Origin of the sequence: Novosphingobium guangzhouense, from assembly GCF_002896965.1 — a bacterium.
GTDB lineage: Bacteria > Pseudomonadota > Alphaproteobacteria > Sphingomonadales > Sphingomonadaceae > Novosphingobium > Novosphingobium guangzhouense.
This window is the reverse complement of the sequence record NZ_LYMM01000001.1, coordinates 24,375-40,737: the sequence shown is the minus strand read 5'-3', so window position 1 is coordinate 40,737 and position 16,363 is coordinate 24,375. Positions and strand designations below refer to the sequence as shown.

Sequence of the window (16,363 nt, the reverse complement as noted above, 5' to 3'; positions counted from 1 at the left end):
ATGACCCAGCCTTTCGACGGCCATGCCCTTTCCCCCGAAACCACCGCATTCCTCGCCCGCGACATGCGGCTACTGATCGATGGGGAGCGGGTTGAAGGCTGTGCCTTTCACGAAACGCGCGATCCCGCTACCGGCCTTGTCATCGCGCGCTTCCACATCGGTGGAAAAGCGCAGATCGACAGCGCCGTCGCCGCCGCGCGTCGCGCATTCGAAGGTCCGTGGAGCCGCATGGCCGCGGCCGAACGGACTGCGATCCTGCAGCGCCTTGCCCGGATCATGGAAGCCAATGCCACGCTGCTGACCGAACTCGATATCATCGACAACGGCATGCCGCGCTTCATCGCCGGGCTCACAACGGCGAACTGCGTGGAGATGGTGGACTACTACGCGGGCGCAATCCTGCGGATCGAAGGGACCACTACCACCCCGCCGCGCCACGTTTCCGCCGAAGCCGATGCGCTGACGTACACCCTGCGCGAACCGGTCGGCGTCGTCGGCCAGATCGTGCCCTGGAACGTCCCGCTCTCAACCGCGATCCTCAAACTGGCGCCCGCGCTGGCGGCGGGGTGTACCGTCGTCATCAAGCCGTCGGAAGAAACGCCGCTTTCGCTGCTCGCTCTCGCCGACATGTTCAGCGAAGCGGGCTTCCCGGCGGGCGTGGTCAACATCGTCAACGGATTTGGCGCCGATGCGGGACAGACGCTGGCCGAGCACCCGGACGTCGACAAGATTTCGTTCACCGGCTCGACCGCAACCGGGCGGCGCATCGTCACCGCAGCGCTGGGCAATCTCAAGAAGGTAAGCCTTGAACTGGGCGGCAAAAGCCCGGTCATCGTGATGCCGGATGCCGACCTTGCGCTCGCGGTGCCGGGCGTAGCAATGGCAACGTTCTTCCTGCAGGGCCAGAACTGCATGGCCGGCACCCGCATCTTCGCGCACGAAGCAATCCACGATGCGCTGATGGAAGGTTTGACACAGTTCGCAGCGGGAATGACCATGGGCCACGGGCTTAACCCTGCGACGATGCAGGGACCGCTGATTTCAGAGGCTCACTGCGCCAAAGTCATGGGCCATATCGAAGCCGCAAAGGCAGCGGGCGCGCGTCTGGTGACGGGCGGCGAAAAGCTGGCGCGTGCGGGCAACTTCGTCCAGCCCACCATTTTTACCGATTGCGCCCCTGACATGGCGATCATGCGCGAGGAAATCTTCGGCCCGGTCATGGCCGTGCAGAAGGTGTCCACAACCGATATCGACGAACTGGCCCGCCTTGCCAACGATACGCCTTATGGCCTGTCCGGCAGCGTCTGGACGCGGGACATGGCCTTTGCGCACCGGTTGGTGAAGCGGGTGCGATCGGGGCAGGTATCGATCAACTGCCACGGCGCCGTCGGCACCAACATTCCGTTCGGCGGCTATGGCCAGTCGGGCTGGGGCCGGGAGTTCGGACAGGAAGGGCTCGACGCCTATCTGGAAACCAAGGCGGTCACCGCGCGCCTATGATGTGATGACGCGCCCTTGCAGTGCCGCCGCCGCTCTCCAGCGCCGGTATCCCAGCACCGCAAGGGCCACCATCGCGGCGTACAGGCCAGCCGTAAGCCACAAGTCCTTGAATGCGAACATGCCGACGTAAAGCACGTCCACCGCGATCCACAGCAGCCAGCTGGCGGATTTGCGGCGCGCGGTCCAGTATTGTGCGACAAGGCTGAAGCTGCTCAGCGCCGCGTCCATCCATGGCAGGGCCGCGTCGGTATAACGGTGCGTCAGCCACCCGGCTGCCAGCGCACCCACTGCTCCGATGGCAAGGCCGATGATCGCGGCCGAGGGGGAGAGGCGGCCGACGACCACGCTTCCACTATCGTCCCTGCCGCGCGCCCAGGCGATCCAGCCGTAGAGGATGGCAAGCCCGAAGAGGGCCTGTAGCACCATGTCGGAATAGAGCCTGACGTCCAGAAAAAGCTTGAAATACAAGGCGCATGCCAGAAGGTTCACCGGCCAGCACAGCATGTTGCGGCGGGTCGTCAGCCAGATGCCGAGGAAGCTGACGACAACCGCGCAAATCTCCAGCGGGGACATCACGCCGCCGCCTCTATCTGGCCCAGAAATTCCTTTCCAGTCAAATACATGAACCATTCCGCATGACCGATAAGGTAGTCATGCCAGGCAAGGTCGGCCTGCATCTTGTCGCTCAGCACCCCTGCGAAATAGTCCGCCTCCGAAAGTGCAAATTCGATATGCACCAGCGGCAACAGGCGCACGATTATTGCAATTTCTTCGGGTGACAGCGGCAGCACAGACCGATAGCCCGTCAGAATCGCCCGTGCGGCGCTACAATCTCCTGTCCTCTCAATCGGTTCCAGCCATGAAATGGCCGTCCGTTCGATCGCCGTGGCAAGGTCGTGGAGCGCGCAAGTCCTTGTAGAAAGGCCGAAATCCATAACGGCACTTACGGCGCCGTCAGGGTGCCACAAGAGGTTGGAGGGGTGCCAATCGTTATGGGTCCACAGCGCCGGCAAGCCCTGTAGCCGTTCCGCCAGGCCCTGGCCCAGCGTTGCGAACAGGCGCGCCAGTTCCGGCCGCCATCGCTTGCCGTTCAGGTAGCTGGCGAGCGCCGGGCGTCCAGCGATGTAAGCCTCCGCCGCTGCCATCGGATCGTTTGCAGGCACTATGGTGAAGCTGGCGACCAGCGGATGGCCGCCACGCGCGGGCGCCGTGAAATCGCGCGCGGCTATATGCAGACGGGCCAGCGCCGCACCTGCTTCGAAAGCATGGCTGGACGCAAGAAAGGGCGTCCAGGACTGGCGCTCACGATAAAGGTCGATCCCCGGCGCGCGGCGATGGAGTTCGTAAGTCCATTCCCCGTGCCCGATCGCCCCCGCACCGTCCGGCGTGCGCAGAACTTGCGGCACCACCACTCCGCGCGCGCCTATGTGGGCCATGAAGGCATGCTCCTCCGCCAACGCGGCAGGCGTGCGCACCGAACGGTGATGCCGCTTGAGGAACAGCGTCTCATCGCCCGCGTCAAGCAGCACGGCGGCCGAGAACGGACGCGGCGAATGCCAGTTGAGCCCGCCGAACGGCCCCGCCTGCGCGAACCGCGCCAGCACATCCTGCGCTTCTGCCGCAGTGATCACAGGCCAGACCGGCGCTTCAAGCGCCGTGCCCATCCCGTGAACGCGGTGTTCTGCAGGCAGTGGCGCCACGCTCATATCAGAACGCGCGCGACAGCGTGGCCACCACGGCGCGCCCTCCGCCGATGTAATAGGCCGGAGCGGAACCCGCGATCAGCGTGCCGTTGCGACCGATCGTATCCAGCGCATTGGCGCCCACGGTCTGCACGCCCGCAAGCACGCGGGGATTGGTCACGTTGATCGCGTTGAGGCGCAGGTCCATGCGCTGCGCATCGATCAGCCCGGCCAGATGGACGCCCACCGCCAGATCCAGCGTGGCATAGCCCTTGATGCTCTCGTCGTTCATGAACGTCGAATACTGACGGCCAACGTACTTGAGCGCGGTGCTGCCGAACAGCCGCCCGTCGTCATAGGTGGTGCCAAGGGCGAACTGGAAACTGGGGCTGGATACCGCGCGCTTGCCCTTGGTAGGCAGATAGTCGCCACCGATCGCCAGATCATCGTCCTGCCGGGTGTGCAGGTATTCGCCCGAGAGGTATATGCTGACGCCCTTCGCCGGACGATAGTCAATCTCTCCGTCCAGGCCATAACTTGTCTGGCTGCCGGCGTTGACCGTGGAATTGACCAGCGCGCCGCCGCTATTGATCACCGTCGCCACCTGCCGGTTGCGGAAGTGATAGTGGAAAGCGGTGACCGAGAATGACAAGCTTGGCCCGATATAACGGTAGCCCAGTTCCTCGGACACCGAATACTCGTTCTTCAGCGCGCCCGTGCCCTGCTGGACGACTTCTCCGCCGTAGTAGCTGTTATAAAGCGCAAATTCGTTGGGCGAGCGGAAGTTCGTGGTCACGTTGGCGAGCAGCTGCTGGCGGTCATCCAACCTGAAATGCACAGAAGCGCGCGGCAGCGCGGCGAACGTGCTGGTACGCACTTTCGTCTGCGGACCGGGCAGGTGATTGCGCCCGTTGCGCAGCAGGTCCACGCCCTTGAACCCGATATCCACGCCAAGGCGCGGTGTCACGGCGATGCTGTCCGCCACGAAGAAACTCTTGGTCACGGTAACGGTGCGCGCGTTCTCATACGCAAGCAGGCGCCCGTCGGCAGTACGGATTGCCTTGCCCGGATAACCCCACTTGTCGAAAGGACGGCCATCTTCGCCCACCGAGGTGTATGTCTGCTGCACCCGGTCCGTGCCGTAATCGAACCAGAGACCCGCCGTCAGCGTGTGCGCGCCAGCTTCCAGCGTCAGCTTGCTGACGTTACCACCGCGAAACTGCTTGCCGGTCCAGTTGCCCATCACCGTGGCGACGCCGTCCACGGCACCGGGCAGTTCGATCGGCTGCGCCAGTTCCTCGGTGCCGAGGAAGTTGCCGGTCGTTGCCAGCTGCGTGCCGTAAGGCGCATTGCCGTAGCCGAACTGGAGATAGCCGGTGCTGTCGAAGGTAAGCCCTTCCGCCAGCCTGAGGTGCAGCGGCGCGGCGGCGTAAAGGTTGCGGAACGGCGCGCGGTAGAGCCGCCAGTAGGCGGTATCGCCGCCCGCGTAATCCGCACTGTAGTTGAAGTCGCGCCCCGATGTGCGCCAGTCCGCCATGGTCGGGCCGGGATAGGCTGACGTCTCTGCCTCGTTGAACGAAAGCGAGACGCTCGCGCGATTACCCTCTCCCCATTCAGCCAGCAGCTTGGCATCGATGTGCTGGCGCTTGTCGAAACCGGGGCCGCGCCAGTTGTCCGCGCGATTGTTGGAATAGGACACGGAGGCCTTGAGCCCGGTGTTCCCGATCTCTCCGGTATCGAAACGCACGAAAGCGCGGCGTTCGTCGAACGAGCCGACGGACAGGTTGATCAGCCCGCCCATGCGCTCTTTGGGATCGTCCAGCGTCAGGGAAAGCAGGCCGCCCGCCGCCGCGATCACAGGCGCGTCGATCTCGGCCGCGCCCTGCGCCAGCCGTACCTGCTGCACGTTTTCGGCATCGGCGAACTGCGACGGGTAGGCGTAGTAATAGCCGATGTCGTTCTGCGGCGCGCCTTCCATCAGCACGCCGATCTGGTCCTGCCCCAGCCCGCGCATCGTCAGGCTGGAACTGGTGGACAGGCCATAGGGATCGCTGCTCGATACGTTTGCACCGGGCAGCAGGTTGACCAACTGGAAGGCGTTCAGCGTCGGCGCCTGCTTGACGATGAATTCCGACGATATAGCGCTGACGGCTTTGGGTGCCGTCTGATCGGGCAACAATCCTTCGGGGTCGGCGTGACCGATAACCTGAATGGGGGTGCTGTCGGCATCGTCAGCCAGTGCCGGAACCGCTGCGAACAGCACCGGGAAGGCCAGAACTGCACCGGAAAAGAACTTGAACTTACTTGCCATCGTCACGCGTCCACTCCACTCGGAGGGACAACGGACCTGCCGCCAACCCTCCCTACGCCGGTGTCAACCGGATCAGGTTCAGCGGGTCGTGGTCTGCAGACCACCTCTCAGCCACGCATAAGCGGCCCCCCGGGGATGGGCGGCGCATAGGCGTTCGGATGCCAAGTGCAAAGCGTTATTATTTGCAGGCGCGCGGGAGGAAGCGGTCAGTAATCGCCCTGCTCGACGACAAGGTCGTAAGCGTCGCCGCGATAGAAGCACGATGTTGCCTCTACCATGCGGCCATCGGGAAGGAACGCACGTCGCTCGATGGCAAGGCACGGGTCACCTGCGGAAATGCCCAGCATCTCGGCATGTTCGGGGCTGAAGCCGACCGAGCGCAAGCGCTGCAACGCCCGCACCGGGCGATGCCCCTGACCCTCAAGCGCGGCATAGAGCGAATCCCCCACCACATCGGGCGAAGGCAACGCCCAGCCGGGAACCACGGCATGTTCGATCGCCATCGTCTCCCCGTCGGCACAACGGATACGGCTGAAGCGCAGGATGCGCGAACCCGGCGAGAGGCCAAGCAGCATGGCCTCGTCAGGCGTGACGGCGCCCTCCGACCGATCGATCCACACGTTGCTGGGCTTGCGCCCGCGCGCGGTCATGTCTTCGGAAAAGGAGGACATGATGGAGAAGCTCTTCTCCACGCGCTGGCCTCTATCACCGTGCTGCCGTTCTGCCTGACTGGAGGCGGCAACGAACGTGCCCGCGCCCTGCCGGCGTTCCAGCATGCCTTCCTCCACCAGCCCGTCGATCGCCTTGCGCACGGTGACGCGCGATACGCCATACTCCTCCACCAGCTCGCGCTCGGTGGGGAGCGCAGATCCGATCGTGATCCGCTGCTTGTCGATGGCTTCGCGGATGAGCCGCTGGAGGCGCATATAGCGGGGGCCTGTCTCGCTTTCGCGAAGTGGGCCGATCGTATCCAGGGCTGACATAGTTCTCCTCTATCCGCCTGCGATACGACGAGAACGAAGGCGGGACAACGCGAATATCACCTGTATCGCATTGGTATTGGAAAACTGCGTCACCAGTTGCCGATTTCAAGGGGCGGCGTGCCAGTCTGCGATCGTTTCAGGGGCGAAAAGCAGGTGCCAGCGCGCACCTATGCGCGCGCCGCCACGCATGCCGTGCGCGGTCAGCGCATCGAGGTCAGGCTCCCGCGCGCTCTCTACCAGCAGGCGGCCGTGCGAAGTCCATACCTGGGCGCCTTCCCCCAGAGCCGTACGGACCACTGCTGGCAGGCATGCGGGATCGAGTGACATCGGGCCTGACGGCACGGGCTCAGCAACCGCAGCGGCTGCCTGTGAAGCTCCGTGCGAAGCATTGCGGATTTCGTCCGCCACCGTATCGGCGATCGGACCAAGCACCACCTGCAGGCCATGCGCGGAAGGACGAATCACGCCCTTGGCCCCAAGCGCGCGCAGTTCAGCCTCGTCGACCAGCCCCTGATCGCCCACCACAAGACGCAGGCGCGTGGTGCAGGCGCCGATCTCGCGCAGGTTCTGTGCCCCGCCCAACGCATCGAGGAAGGCAAGGCCGCGCTCTCCGGCAGGACGTTCGGTACGGTCGGTATTCTCAACCAGATCCTCGCGCCCCGGCGTCTTAAGGTCGAAGCGCACGATGACCCAGCGGAACACCGTGTAATAGACCGCGAAGTAGGCCAGCCCCACCGGCAGCAGCAACAGCGGCTTCTGCGCCTTGCCCAGATTGAGCACATAGTCGAACAGCCCTGCGGAGAACCCGAAGCCGAGATGAACGTCAAGCGCCGACATCAGCGCCATCGACACGCCCGTCAGCACCGCATGAACCACGAAGAGCACCGGCGCCAGAAACATGAAGCTGAACTCGATCGGCTCAGTCACGCCGGTCAGGAACGACGTGGCGGCAAGGCTCAGCAGCATGCCCCCTGTCGCCTTGCGCCGCTGCGGCAAGGCGGAGCGATACATGGCAAGGCACGCGGCGGGCAGGCCGAACATCATGACCGGGAAGAAGCCGGTCATGAATGCCCCGGCATCCGGGTCGCCCGCAAAGAAGCGGCGCAAGTCGCCGGTGGTGCCGTGATAATCGCCCAGTACGAACCATGCGACGTTGTTGATGATGTGATGCAGCCCCGTCACCAGCAACAGGCGGTTGAGCAGCCCATAGACGAACAGCCCCCACTCTCCGCTGGCAAGGGCAAGGCGGCTCATCCCGTCGATACCGCTGTTGACCGCCGGAAACGCCGCGCCGACCACGCCCGCGATCAGCACGCCGACAGTGCCGCTGACGATGGGCACGAACCGCCGCCCGCCGAAGAACGCCAGGTATTCCGGCGCGCGGAAGTTGTGGAAGCGGTTGTACGCACTGCCACCGATGATGCCCGATACGATTCCGATCGGCACCGAAAGCCGCGCGATCTGCGCCTGGCTCCACGCCGAAGTCAGCGCCGCCTTGATTGCCGCCGCATCAGCCGCAACACCTGCCGTCACCTCGGGCGGGACCACCAGCAACGCACGCGCGCCTTCACTGGCGACAAGGAAACACACCGCGCCCGCCAGCGGCGCCGCGCCGTTGCCGTCGCGGGCAAAGCCGGTGGCAACGCCGATGGCGAACAGCAGGCCCAGGTTAGCGAACATCGCGTTGCCCGCTGCGCTCACGAAGTCGAGCCCCAGAAGGTCCGGCTGACCAAGCCGCAGCAACAGCGCTGCCACCGGCAGCACCGCGATCGGCAGCATCAGCGCGCGGCCAAGGCCCTGCAGCCGCTGGCCCATGGATCGTATCGCGTCCCTCACAGTCCCGCCTTCCTGAGCAAATTGGCCGCCAGCGCGCGCACTTGCGCTGCGCTCGACGCCTCCAGAGCCTCGCTCGCCACGATTTCGCAGTGCTCGCGCGTCAATGCGGCAAGCGTCGCCTTCACTTCGGCCACCTGCCCCGGCGCAGCAGACAGTTCCGCGACGCCAAGGCCGACCAGCAGCCCCACCGCCAGCGGATCGGAAGCCAGCCCTCCGCACACGCCAACCCATTTGCCAAAGCGATCCGCGCCCGCACATGTCTGTGCGATCAGCCGCAGGACCGCCGGGTCCAGCCCGTCGATGCCGCCGGCCACTGCCGCATTCCCGCGGTCCATCGCCAGCGTGTACTGGGTCAAATCATTGGTGCCGATGGACAGGAAATCACACTCCGCCGCAAGCCGATCGGCCATGACAGCGGCCGCAGGCGTTTCGACCATGACGCCCAGTTCAGGCGCCGCGACGCCCAGCGCCGCAGCCTCTGCCAGCAGCACTTCGCGCACGTCCCGCAGTTCCTCCACCCGCGCGATCATCGGGGCCATGATCCGGATATCGCCCGAGGAGGTAGCGCGCAGGATCGCGCGGATCTGCGTAGACAGCACTTCGGGCCGCGCCAGCCCCACACGAATACCGCGCAGGCCCAGCGCCGGGTTCTCCTCCACCGCAATGGGCAGATAAGGCGCGGGCTTGTCGCCACCGATATCGAGCAGGCGCACGATCAGCGGGCGCCCTTCCAGAGCCTTTGCAATGGCACCGTAACATGCCGCCTGCTCATCCTCGTCAGGCGCATCCGCCCGGTCGAGGAACAGGAATTCGGTGCGCAGCAACCCGCACCCCTCCGCCCCCTGCGCCAACGCGGGCGCAACGTCGTCAAGCTTGCCGAAGTTCGCGAAAACCTTCACCCGATGCCCATCTGCCGTCGCGCCCGGCCGCGACGATGCCGCCAGTGCCGCCGCCCGCCGCGCCTCGCGCAGCGCCGCTTCGGCGCGCGCAGCATTCACACGATCCGCTCCCGGATCGACCTCCAGCGCTCCACCTGCCGCGTCCAGCACTACCGTGGTGCCGTCGGCGATGCCCAGCACTGCATTACCCAGAGCCACCAGCGCGGGCAGTCCCCGGCTCGCCGCGATGATCGCCACGTGCGAGGTCGGTCCTCCACGCGCGGTTGCCAGCCCCGCCACGCCGCCGGGGGGCAGGGCAGCCACTTGCGAAGGCAACAAGTCATCCGCCACCAGGATCGATCCTGCAGGTGCGACCACTATCGGAGGTTCGGTGCCCACCAGTTGCCATTGGACCCTGAGGTCAAGATCAAGGAAATCCGCCGCCCGTTCCGCGAAGCGCGCATCGCCGGTAGCGCGCAATGCCGCCGCTTCTGCATGCAGTATGCGCCGCCATGCCAGCCCTGCGCTCATGCCTTCCGCGATCAGGGCCAGCGCGCCACCGGACAGTTCGGGATCATCAAGAAGGGCAAGATGCGCGCCAAGGATCGCATCTTCCTCTGCCTGCCCGCCGTTTGCGCTGCCAAGCTTCGCCCGCACCGCTGCAAGCGCATCGTGAAGACGCGCGGCTTCCACCTCTGCTCCGGCGCCGATGGCATCGATTGGCGGTTCAGGCTGCACCGGTCGCCATACAGGGCCGACCGCGATGCCCGGCGATGCCGTTACCCCGCGCAGGACATCGCCGGCAAGTGGCGCGGTGACCTGGACGACTGCAGCGTCAGCATCGGCAACATGGGCCTCGGCTGTTGTCGCAGAGCCAACGGGAAACGGTGCGCCCTCCCCCATCCCGCCCTCGATCGTCCGCGCCAGTTCGGCCAGCGCAGCGTCGGCATCCGGGCCGCTCGCCAGAAGAGTGATCGTATCGCCGTGACGCACCGCCAGACGCAACATGGCAGTGGGGCTGGCGAGGGAGGCTTCACGCCCCGCCGCCGCCACGCGCACTTGCGCATCGAAGCCCTTCAGCGTTTCGGCCAGCCGGGCGCAGGGGCGTGCATGAAGGCCATGAGCCAGCGGAACACGCACGTCACGGCTCAACCGCTCCTCGAATGCCGCCGCATCCCCATTCGCTGGCGCTGCCAAGCCATCGGGCACAAGCAACGCCATGGGCTGGCCAACTTCGACCGGGCCGAATGCTGCCACCCATTCGATCGCATGGCCTGAAGGTTCGGTGACCAGCACCGGGGTGACAAGACTGCGCGCGCCGTCGACGACCTCGTCCAACACCACGCGCAGAAGGGGCTGGCCCGCAGATACCTTGTCCCCAATGCGCACCAGCGGCGTGAACCCCACCCCGCCGAGGCCTACCGTATCCAGACCGAAGTGCAGCAGCAGTTCCACGCCTTCGTGCAAACGCAAGGTAACCGCGTGGCCCGCTTCGTGAAAACCGATCACCTCGCCCGCAGCGGGGGCGTGGAGCACGTCACCCAGCGGATCGATCGCCACACCCTGCCCCAGCATACCGCTCGCAAAGACCGGATCGGGAACTTCGTGCAAGGGGCAAAGCCAACCGGCAAGGGGTACGCTAAGGGAAATGGGCGGCATCTCGGTTCCCGGCAAAATGCGATCGGTGAGGGTATCAGGCGTAAGAAGGGCAATCGTGGCGACGCCCGCCGATCCACGTCTGCATCGGCTTCAACGCGCTGTCGAGCATCGCGAAGTCGGCGCGGTAGCCGGGCTGCACCCGGCCGTATTCGTCATCCAGCCCGAGGTAGGCAGCAGGCGTCTGCGCAGCCATGCGCGCAGCAACGGGCACTGTAATGCCGGTCATCGCCACGATGTTGCGCACGGCACCCGCCATGTCGAGCCCCGATCCCGCCAACGTGCCTGCAGCATCGGTGCAGATGCCATCGCGCACGAAAATCTCGTGACCGTCGAGATAGAAAGGCGCGCCTTCGTTGCCGACGCCGGGCATCGCGTCCGTTACCAGCATGACCCGCTCGGCCGACTTGGCCTTGAGCGTCAGCCGCAGGATCGAGGGCACGACATGAACGCCGTCCGCGATCACGCCGCACCAGACGCCATCATCGTCGAAGGCAGCGCCGATCAGGCCCGGCGCACGGTGATGCAGCGGCGCCATCGCGTTGAACAAGTGGGTGACGCCGGTGATGCCGTGCGCAAAGCCGGTCGCAGCCTGTTCGGCGGTAGCGTCTGAATGGCCTGCGCTAAGGATCACGCCTGCAGCGACAAGGCGCTCAAGATCGGCGGGATCGGCCAGTTCGGGGGCCAGCGTCAGCATTACCCTGCCGCGAGCCGGGCGGGTAAGCAGCGCCATCGTATCATCATCCAGCCGGATCAGGCGTTCCTCGGCGTGGATGCCCTTGCGGCGCGGGTTGATGAACGGCCCTTCGACGTGAATGCCGACCACGCCGGGAACGCCTGCCGCGATCGCCTCGTCCACCGCATCCAGGCCACGGGCGATGACGTCGGGGTCGGCGCTGATCAGGGTCGGCAGAAATGCCGTGGTCCCATAGCGCGCATGAGCGGCACCGATGGCAGCAATGCCGTCGACCGTGGGCGTATCGTTGAACAGCACGCCGCCGCCGCCGTTGACCTGCGCGTCGACGAACCCCGGCAGCATCCAGCCTCCGGCCAGATCGACCCGCTCGTCCGCAGCACCTCCGCAGCTCGGTTCGATGGCAACGATGCGCTCATGCTCGATAGTGATGCGCGCTTCGGGAAGGACAGTATCGGCGGCAAGGACATTGCCGTTGAAGACATGAAGAACGGTCATCGCGTGCGCGTCACCTTGGCAAGATAGGGTGGGCTGTCGGGATCGTTGCCCCGTGCAAGAGACAGGGCGTTGGCCATACGATAGAAGGACGAAATCGTCGCCAGCGGCGCAAGTTCGGCCCGCAGCGAAAGCACGGGAAGATGCCCGATGCCCGGTTCCGCGCCATCAGCCTGCGACGCCAGCCAGACCCGTGCGCCACGGGTGGCGAACTCAGTGCAAAGAGCGCGCACGTCGTCACCCGCGCTGTCCGGGCCGGCAAAGGCGATCACCGGGAACCCTTCGCGCACCACCGCCATCGGGCCGTGGCGCACTTCGGCCGAACTGAACGCCTCTGCGTGGAGCGCAGACGTCTCCTTGAACTTGAGCGCAGCCTCCTGCGCCACGGCCAGGCCATAGCCCCGCCCGATCACGAAAAGGTTCGTCGCATCGCGCAGCCCCTCGCCCAGCGCCGACCAGTCGAGCGCGAACGCCTCGTTCAGCCTTGCCGGAAGGTCTGCCAGATCGGATGCGAAGTCCGCGTCGTCGCGCCATGCGGCAACGATCGCGGCGATACCGGCAAGCGAGGTGATGTAGGACTTGGTCGCTGCCACCGACTTCTCGGGCCCGGCGCAGAGCGGCAGCACGACATCAGCCATCGCGGCCAGCGGAGAATCCTCGTCATTGACCAGCGCCACTACCAGCGCGCCCGACGCCTGCTGACGCTCCACGGTCGCCAGCATGTCGGGGCTGCGGCCCGATTGGGATATCGCCAGACACAACACCCGCCCCGGCGATGAGGCAACCGGCGCGTCGTAGAGAGAAACGGTCGAGAAGGCAGCAGATACCGTGGGCACGCCAAGCAGCGTCTCAACCAGGTATTTCGCGTAAGTCGCCGCGTGATCGGAAGAGCCGCGCGCGCAAGTGATTACCAGCGCGGGGGGATCCTTGCGCAGGCTTTCGCCCAGCAAATCCAGCGCCTTGCGGTTCTGCGCCAGAAAACGGGACACCGCCGCCCCGGCCTCGCATGCTTCGGCATGCATCAGCGTGACGCGCGATCCATCATGTGTCCTTGCGGGGGAATCGAGGCTGACGTCTGCTGTCACGTTTGATGTTTCCTAGCTGGCAGGCACCGAAGCGAATCGGAATATGTCCGGGCAATGTCGCGATCGAACATCGGCATCATATGGCGCGAAATTTATAACACAATGGTATTTTAAAGGTATCCTTCAGGCCGGCAAATCGCACTCAGACTGACCCCCGGGCCTTATAGCCCGCTTGCCTCGGTGAGCAGGAATGTTGCTGAAATGCCGAATTTCGACAGGCTTTCCGATTATTCTCGGCCACATGCGCAGGCAGAAACAGAGGCCCTCAAGGGCTGCAATGGATCGTCGAGCAAGACAATACCAAAATAATCATTTTCGTCTTCAAATGGACTTGACTTGCCTTAGGGTCTTTGTGACATGATTGGGTAACAAATCAAAAAATGTTCGCAGGAGGTGCGGAAGAGTCGCTCGGCTTTTCCGCTCCTGGAAAAACGTCTCAGGGGGTAGTCATGACAAGTTCAGAACGCGTATTCGATCCGATCGCCCGGCGCCTTGTGAAGGCTGCCCTGCTGCTTTCCAGTTGCGCCCCGGCATTGCTGGTGCCGGCCGGACCGGCTGCGGCGCAGGAGGTTGCGGCGCCCGCAGAGGGTGATGCTGCCGACATCGTCGTTACCGGTTTCCGCAACAGCCTTGCCAACGCGCTCGACGCAAAGCGCAATGACGTGCGCGTGACGGACGGCATTTCTGCCGAGGACATCGGCAAGTTCCCGGCCGAAAACATCACCGAAGCGATCCAGCGCATCTCCGGCGTGCAGATGTCCAACATCAACGGTCGCGGCGCGACGATCAGCATTCGCGGCCTTGGTCCGCAGTATGCACTGACCACGATCAACGGCCAGACCTTCAAGAGCGCCGACTTCACGGACGGCTTCCGATACGACATCATCCAGACCGAACTCGCCAACGCGATCGAGGTGATCAAGTCGCCCACCGCCGCTATGGACACCGGCGGCCTTTCGGGCACCGTGAACATCTCCACACCCAAGCCGCTGGACTACAAGGACCGCCAGATCATCCTGTCGGTGAAGGGTCAGAACTCCGAATACGCGGGCGGCAAGATCACCCCCAAGATCAGCGGCAGCTACGTCGACCAGTTTGCTGACGCCACCATCGGCGTCTACGCCAACCTGGGCTATCAGAAGCTTCGCGACCGCGCCGACTATATGTGGATGGACCGCTGGGCGACCACGACCGTCGATGGCGAGAGCGTGCAGTTGCCGCGTCGTCCGCGCTATCGCCGGATCGATCGCGACACCGAACGGCTGATGGCCAGCGGCGGCGTGCAGTGGAAGCCGTCCGACCGCTTCGAAATGAACGCAACAGCGATCTACGCGCGCGACAAGACCGACTATGACCTCAACCAGCAGGTCTTCCTGTTCGACACCTCGCGTATCACCGTGAACGAAGTGAACAATGGCGTCGCCACCAATGTGACCGCCACGAATTTCACCATGGAAAACAACCGCCAGCACGAGGACCGCAACCTCACGAGCCAGGGCTACACCCTTGGCGCGAAGTGGAATGACGGCACGGGCTGGGCTGCCAGCACCACGCTGAACTACACCAAGGGCACGACCTATCAGGATGAACGCGCTGCGATCGTCGGCGTCAACATCCCCAGCGCATCCATCGACTTCAGCGACCCCAACGACGTGAACTTCACCGTCGGCACGGACCTGACCGACCCAAGCCTGTACCAGCGTAGCACGCTGACGCGTAACGAGTATCCAAACGGCGCTACCCGCCGCATGAACTCGTCCGAAAAGTCCGCGCAGTTCGACGTCAGCCGCGAAGTCACTTTCGGGCCGATCTCGAAGCTGAGCGCGGGCGTGAAGTACCGCCACGAAACCTTCAGCCGCTATGTTTCGCGTCATGACATGGTTGCGCTGGCCGATGCGCCGGACGCCACCAGCAGCGTGTTCCCGGATATGACGACGACCTACTATCCGGTGTCCGGCTTCCTCAACGGCAGTTCTGGCATCCCGACCGCGTGGATCGGGCCGGACCTCAACGCCTATGAAAAGGCGCTGGCCGCAGCCGGGATCGTCGTTCCCGACATCTTCGCGCCCGAAGCCAGCTACAACGTCGATCGTTACATGCCATCGGTATACGCAATGGCGGATATCGACACGACGATCGCGGGCATGCCGCTGCGCGGCAACGTCGGCCTGCGTTACGAGCACACCAAGCAGAAGGTGCTGGGCAACGTCACCGAACCGCGTGACGACGGCTACGAGGAAGTGCAGCAGAAGATCGGCGAGTACACCGTCACGCAGAAGTACGGCAACTTCCTGCCGAGCCTGAGCCTTGTGGCCGAACCGACCAACAACCTGCAGGTCCGTTTCGCCGCTGCCAAGGTTCTGGTCCGTCCGTTCATGGACTCGCGCACCTCGATGGCGCAGACCACATCGACTTCGGCCAACACCGATCCGGTTGGAACCAACACGGTCACTGTCGATCTTGGCCAGGCGGGCCTCAAGCCGCTGACCGCCAAGCAGCTCGATCTGGGTGTCGAGTGGTACTATGACCACGGTAACGCGCTCTCGATCAACGGCTTCTACAAGTGGATCAAGAACGGCACGTATTCGTCGCTGGTCTGCCCGTCCTCCTTCGACGGGACGGCACTGTCGAGCAACTCCGGCGGTGAATGCGTCGATGCCTCGGGCAACATCTACGACATCACCCAGACGCTCAACGATCCCAGCACGATCCGCGTGAAGGGTTTCGAGGTCAGCTGGACGCAGTCGTTCGACCGCTTCCTGCCGGTGGACGGCTTCGGAATCATGGCGAACTTCACGCGCGTCTATCCGCAGAAGGTCGCGATCGGCACCGGCTACACCATTCGCAACCTGTCGAAGGTGACCTGGAACCTCGTGCCCTACTGGGAGAACGAGCACTTCAACATCCGCGCGGCGATCAACCACCGCAGCGGCTACGAGCAGAACAGCGCCGACAGCTTCTTCGCCTATGCCGGTCATACGGTGCGCGCACGCACCCAGGTCGATATCAGCGGCGGCTATTCGCCCAACGAATGGCTGAGCTTCTCGGCGGGTGTCATCAACCTCAACAACAGCTGCGAGGAAGCGTACTACACCGACTCCTCAATCTGGCAGGAGAGCAGCTTCTACGGCCGCAGCTTCTACCTTTCGGCGACGTTGAAACTCTGACATCGACGTGACGATAAGGGGCGTGTCCGGGCTGTTCCGGGCACGCCTTCAGATGCAGGCCCCACCCTGTTCAAGA

Annotated in this window: 10 protein-coding genes and 1 riboswitch; of the genes, 2 read left to right on the top strand and 8 right to left on the bottom strand. The window is 64.4% G+C overall.

All coding sequences use genetic code 11. The features are described 5' to 3' along the window. Window positions 1-1,500, top strand: a complete 1,500-nt coding sequence (locus A8V01_RS00155; protein WP_245892166.1) for an aldehyde dehydrogenase family protein — start codon at window positions 1-3, stop codon at window positions 1,498-1,500. Here A8V01_RS00155 and pnuC read toward each other — a convergent pair. The 8 genes from pnuC to A8V01_RS00115 form a co-directional block, all read right to left on the bottom strand. Next, window positions 1,495-2,073, bottom strand: a complete 579-nt coding sequence (gene pnuC, locus A8V01_RS00150; RefSeq protein WP_103093933.1) for a nicotinamide riboside transporter PnuC — start codon at window positions 2,071-2,073, stop codon at window positions 1,495-1,497. The two genes, A8V01_RS00155 and pnuC, sit on opposite strands and share 6 nt — an antisense overlap. Then, complete coding sequence (locus A8V01_RS00145) at window positions 2,073-3,206, bottom strand: phosphotransferase enzyme family protein (RefSeq protein WP_103093932.1); 1,134 nt, start codon at window positions 3,204-3,206, stop codon at window positions 2,073-2,075. Before A8V01_RS00145 ends, pnuC begins: the two co-directional genes overlap by 1 nt. Window position 3,207: 1 nt before the next feature. Beyond that, entirely contained in the window at window positions 3,208-5,493 is a 2,286-nt protein-coding gene (locus A8V01_RS00140; RefSeq protein WP_103093931.1) for a TonB-dependent receptor, read from the bottom strand. 32 nt (window positions 5,494-5,525) lie between these two features. After that, a riboswitch (TPP riboswitch) is annotated at window positions 5,526-5,635 on the bottom strand. 64 nt (window positions 5,636-5,699) lie between these two features. Continuing rightward, window positions 5,700-6,476: a GntR family transcriptional regulator gene (locus A8V01_RS00135; RefSeq protein WP_103093930.1), complete on the bottom strand. Its 777-nt coding sequence runs from the start codon at window positions 6,474-6,476 to the stop codon at window positions 5,700-5,702. Window positions 6,477-6,581: 105 nt separating this feature from the next. Then, entirely contained in the window at window positions 6,582-8,291 is a 1,710-nt protein-coding gene (gene nagE, locus A8V01_RS00130) for an N-acetylglucosamine-specific PTS transporter subunit IIBC (protein ID WP_170065784.1), read from the bottom strand. Window positions 8,292-8,308: 17 nt separating this feature from the next. Next, complete coding sequence (gene ptsP, locus A8V01_RS00125) at window positions 8,309-10,849, bottom strand: phosphoenolpyruvate--protein phosphotransferase (RefSeq protein WP_103093928.1); 2,541 nt, start codon at window positions 10,847-10,849, stop codon at window positions 8,309-8,311. 34 nt (window positions 10,850-10,883) lie between these two features. Continuing rightward, on the bottom strand, window positions 10,884-12,038 hold the full coding sequence (gene nagA / locus A8V01_RS00120) for an N-acetylglucosamine-6-phosphate deacetylase (RefSeq protein WP_103093927.1): 1,155 nt from the start codon (window positions 12,036-12,038) through the stop codon (window positions 10,884-10,886). Next, complete coding sequence (locus A8V01_RS00115; RefSeq protein ID WP_103093926.1) at window positions 12,035-13,057, bottom strand: SIS domain-containing protein; 1,023 nt, start codon at window positions 13,055-13,057, stop codon at window positions 12,035-12,037. The genes nagA and A8V01_RS00115 overlap by 4 nt, the downstream gene beginning before the upstream one ends. Window positions 13,058-13,569: 512 nt before the next feature. Between A8V01_RS00115 and A8V01_RS00110 the strand changes: the two genes are divergently transcribed. Beyond that, window positions 13,570-16,287: a TonB-dependent receptor gene (locus tag A8V01_RS00110; RefSeq protein WP_103093925.1), complete on the top strand. Its 2,718-nt coding sequence runs from the start codon at window positions 13,570-13,572 to the stop codon at window positions 16,285-16,287. Window positions 16,288-16,363: the final 76 nt, after the last annotated feature.

Excerpts from the sequence above, each read along its gene's own strand:
- pnuC (WP_103093933.1), bottom strand. The coding sequence starts at position 2,073 with ATGTCCCCGCTGGAGATTTGCGCGGTTGTCGTCAGCTTCCTCGGCATC.
- nagA (WP_103093927.1), bottom strand. The coding sequence starts at position 12,038 with ATGACCGTTCTTCATGTCTTCAACGGCAATGTCCTTGCCGCCGATACT.
- A8V01_RS00115 (WP_103093926.1), bottom strand. The coding sequence starts at position 13,057 with ATGCATGCCGAAGCATGCGAGGCCGGGGCGGCGGTGTCCCGTTTTCTG.
- A8V01_RS00110 (WP_103093925.1), top strand. The coding sequence starts at position 13,570 with ATGACAAGTTCAGAACGCGTATTCGATCCGATCGCCCGGCGCCTTGTG.
- A8V01_RS00140 (WP_103093931.1), bottom strand. The coding sequence starts at position 5,493 with ATGGCAAGTAAGTTCAAGTTCTTTTCCGGTGCAGTTCTGGCCTTCCCG.
- A8V01_RS00155 (WP_245892166.1), top strand. The coding sequence starts at position 1 with ATGACCCAGCCTTTCGACGGCCATGCCCTTTCCCCCGAAACCACCGCA.
- ptsP (WP_103093928.1), bottom strand. The coding sequence starts at position 10,849 with ATGCCGCCCATTTCCCTTAGCGTACCCCTTGCCGGTTGGCTTTGCCCC.
- A8V01_RS00135 (WP_103093930.1), bottom strand. The coding sequence starts at position 6,476 with ATGTCAGCCCTGGATACGATCGGCCCACTTCGCGAAAGCGAGACAGGC.
- nagE (WP_170065784.1), bottom strand. The coding sequence starts at position 8,291 with ATGGGCCAGCGGCTGCAGGGCCTTGGCCGCGCGCTGATGCTGCCGATC.
- A8V01_RS00145 (WP_103093932.1), bottom strand. The coding sequence starts at position 3,206 with ATGAGCGTGGCGCCACTGCCTGCAGAACACCGCGTTCACGGGATGGGC.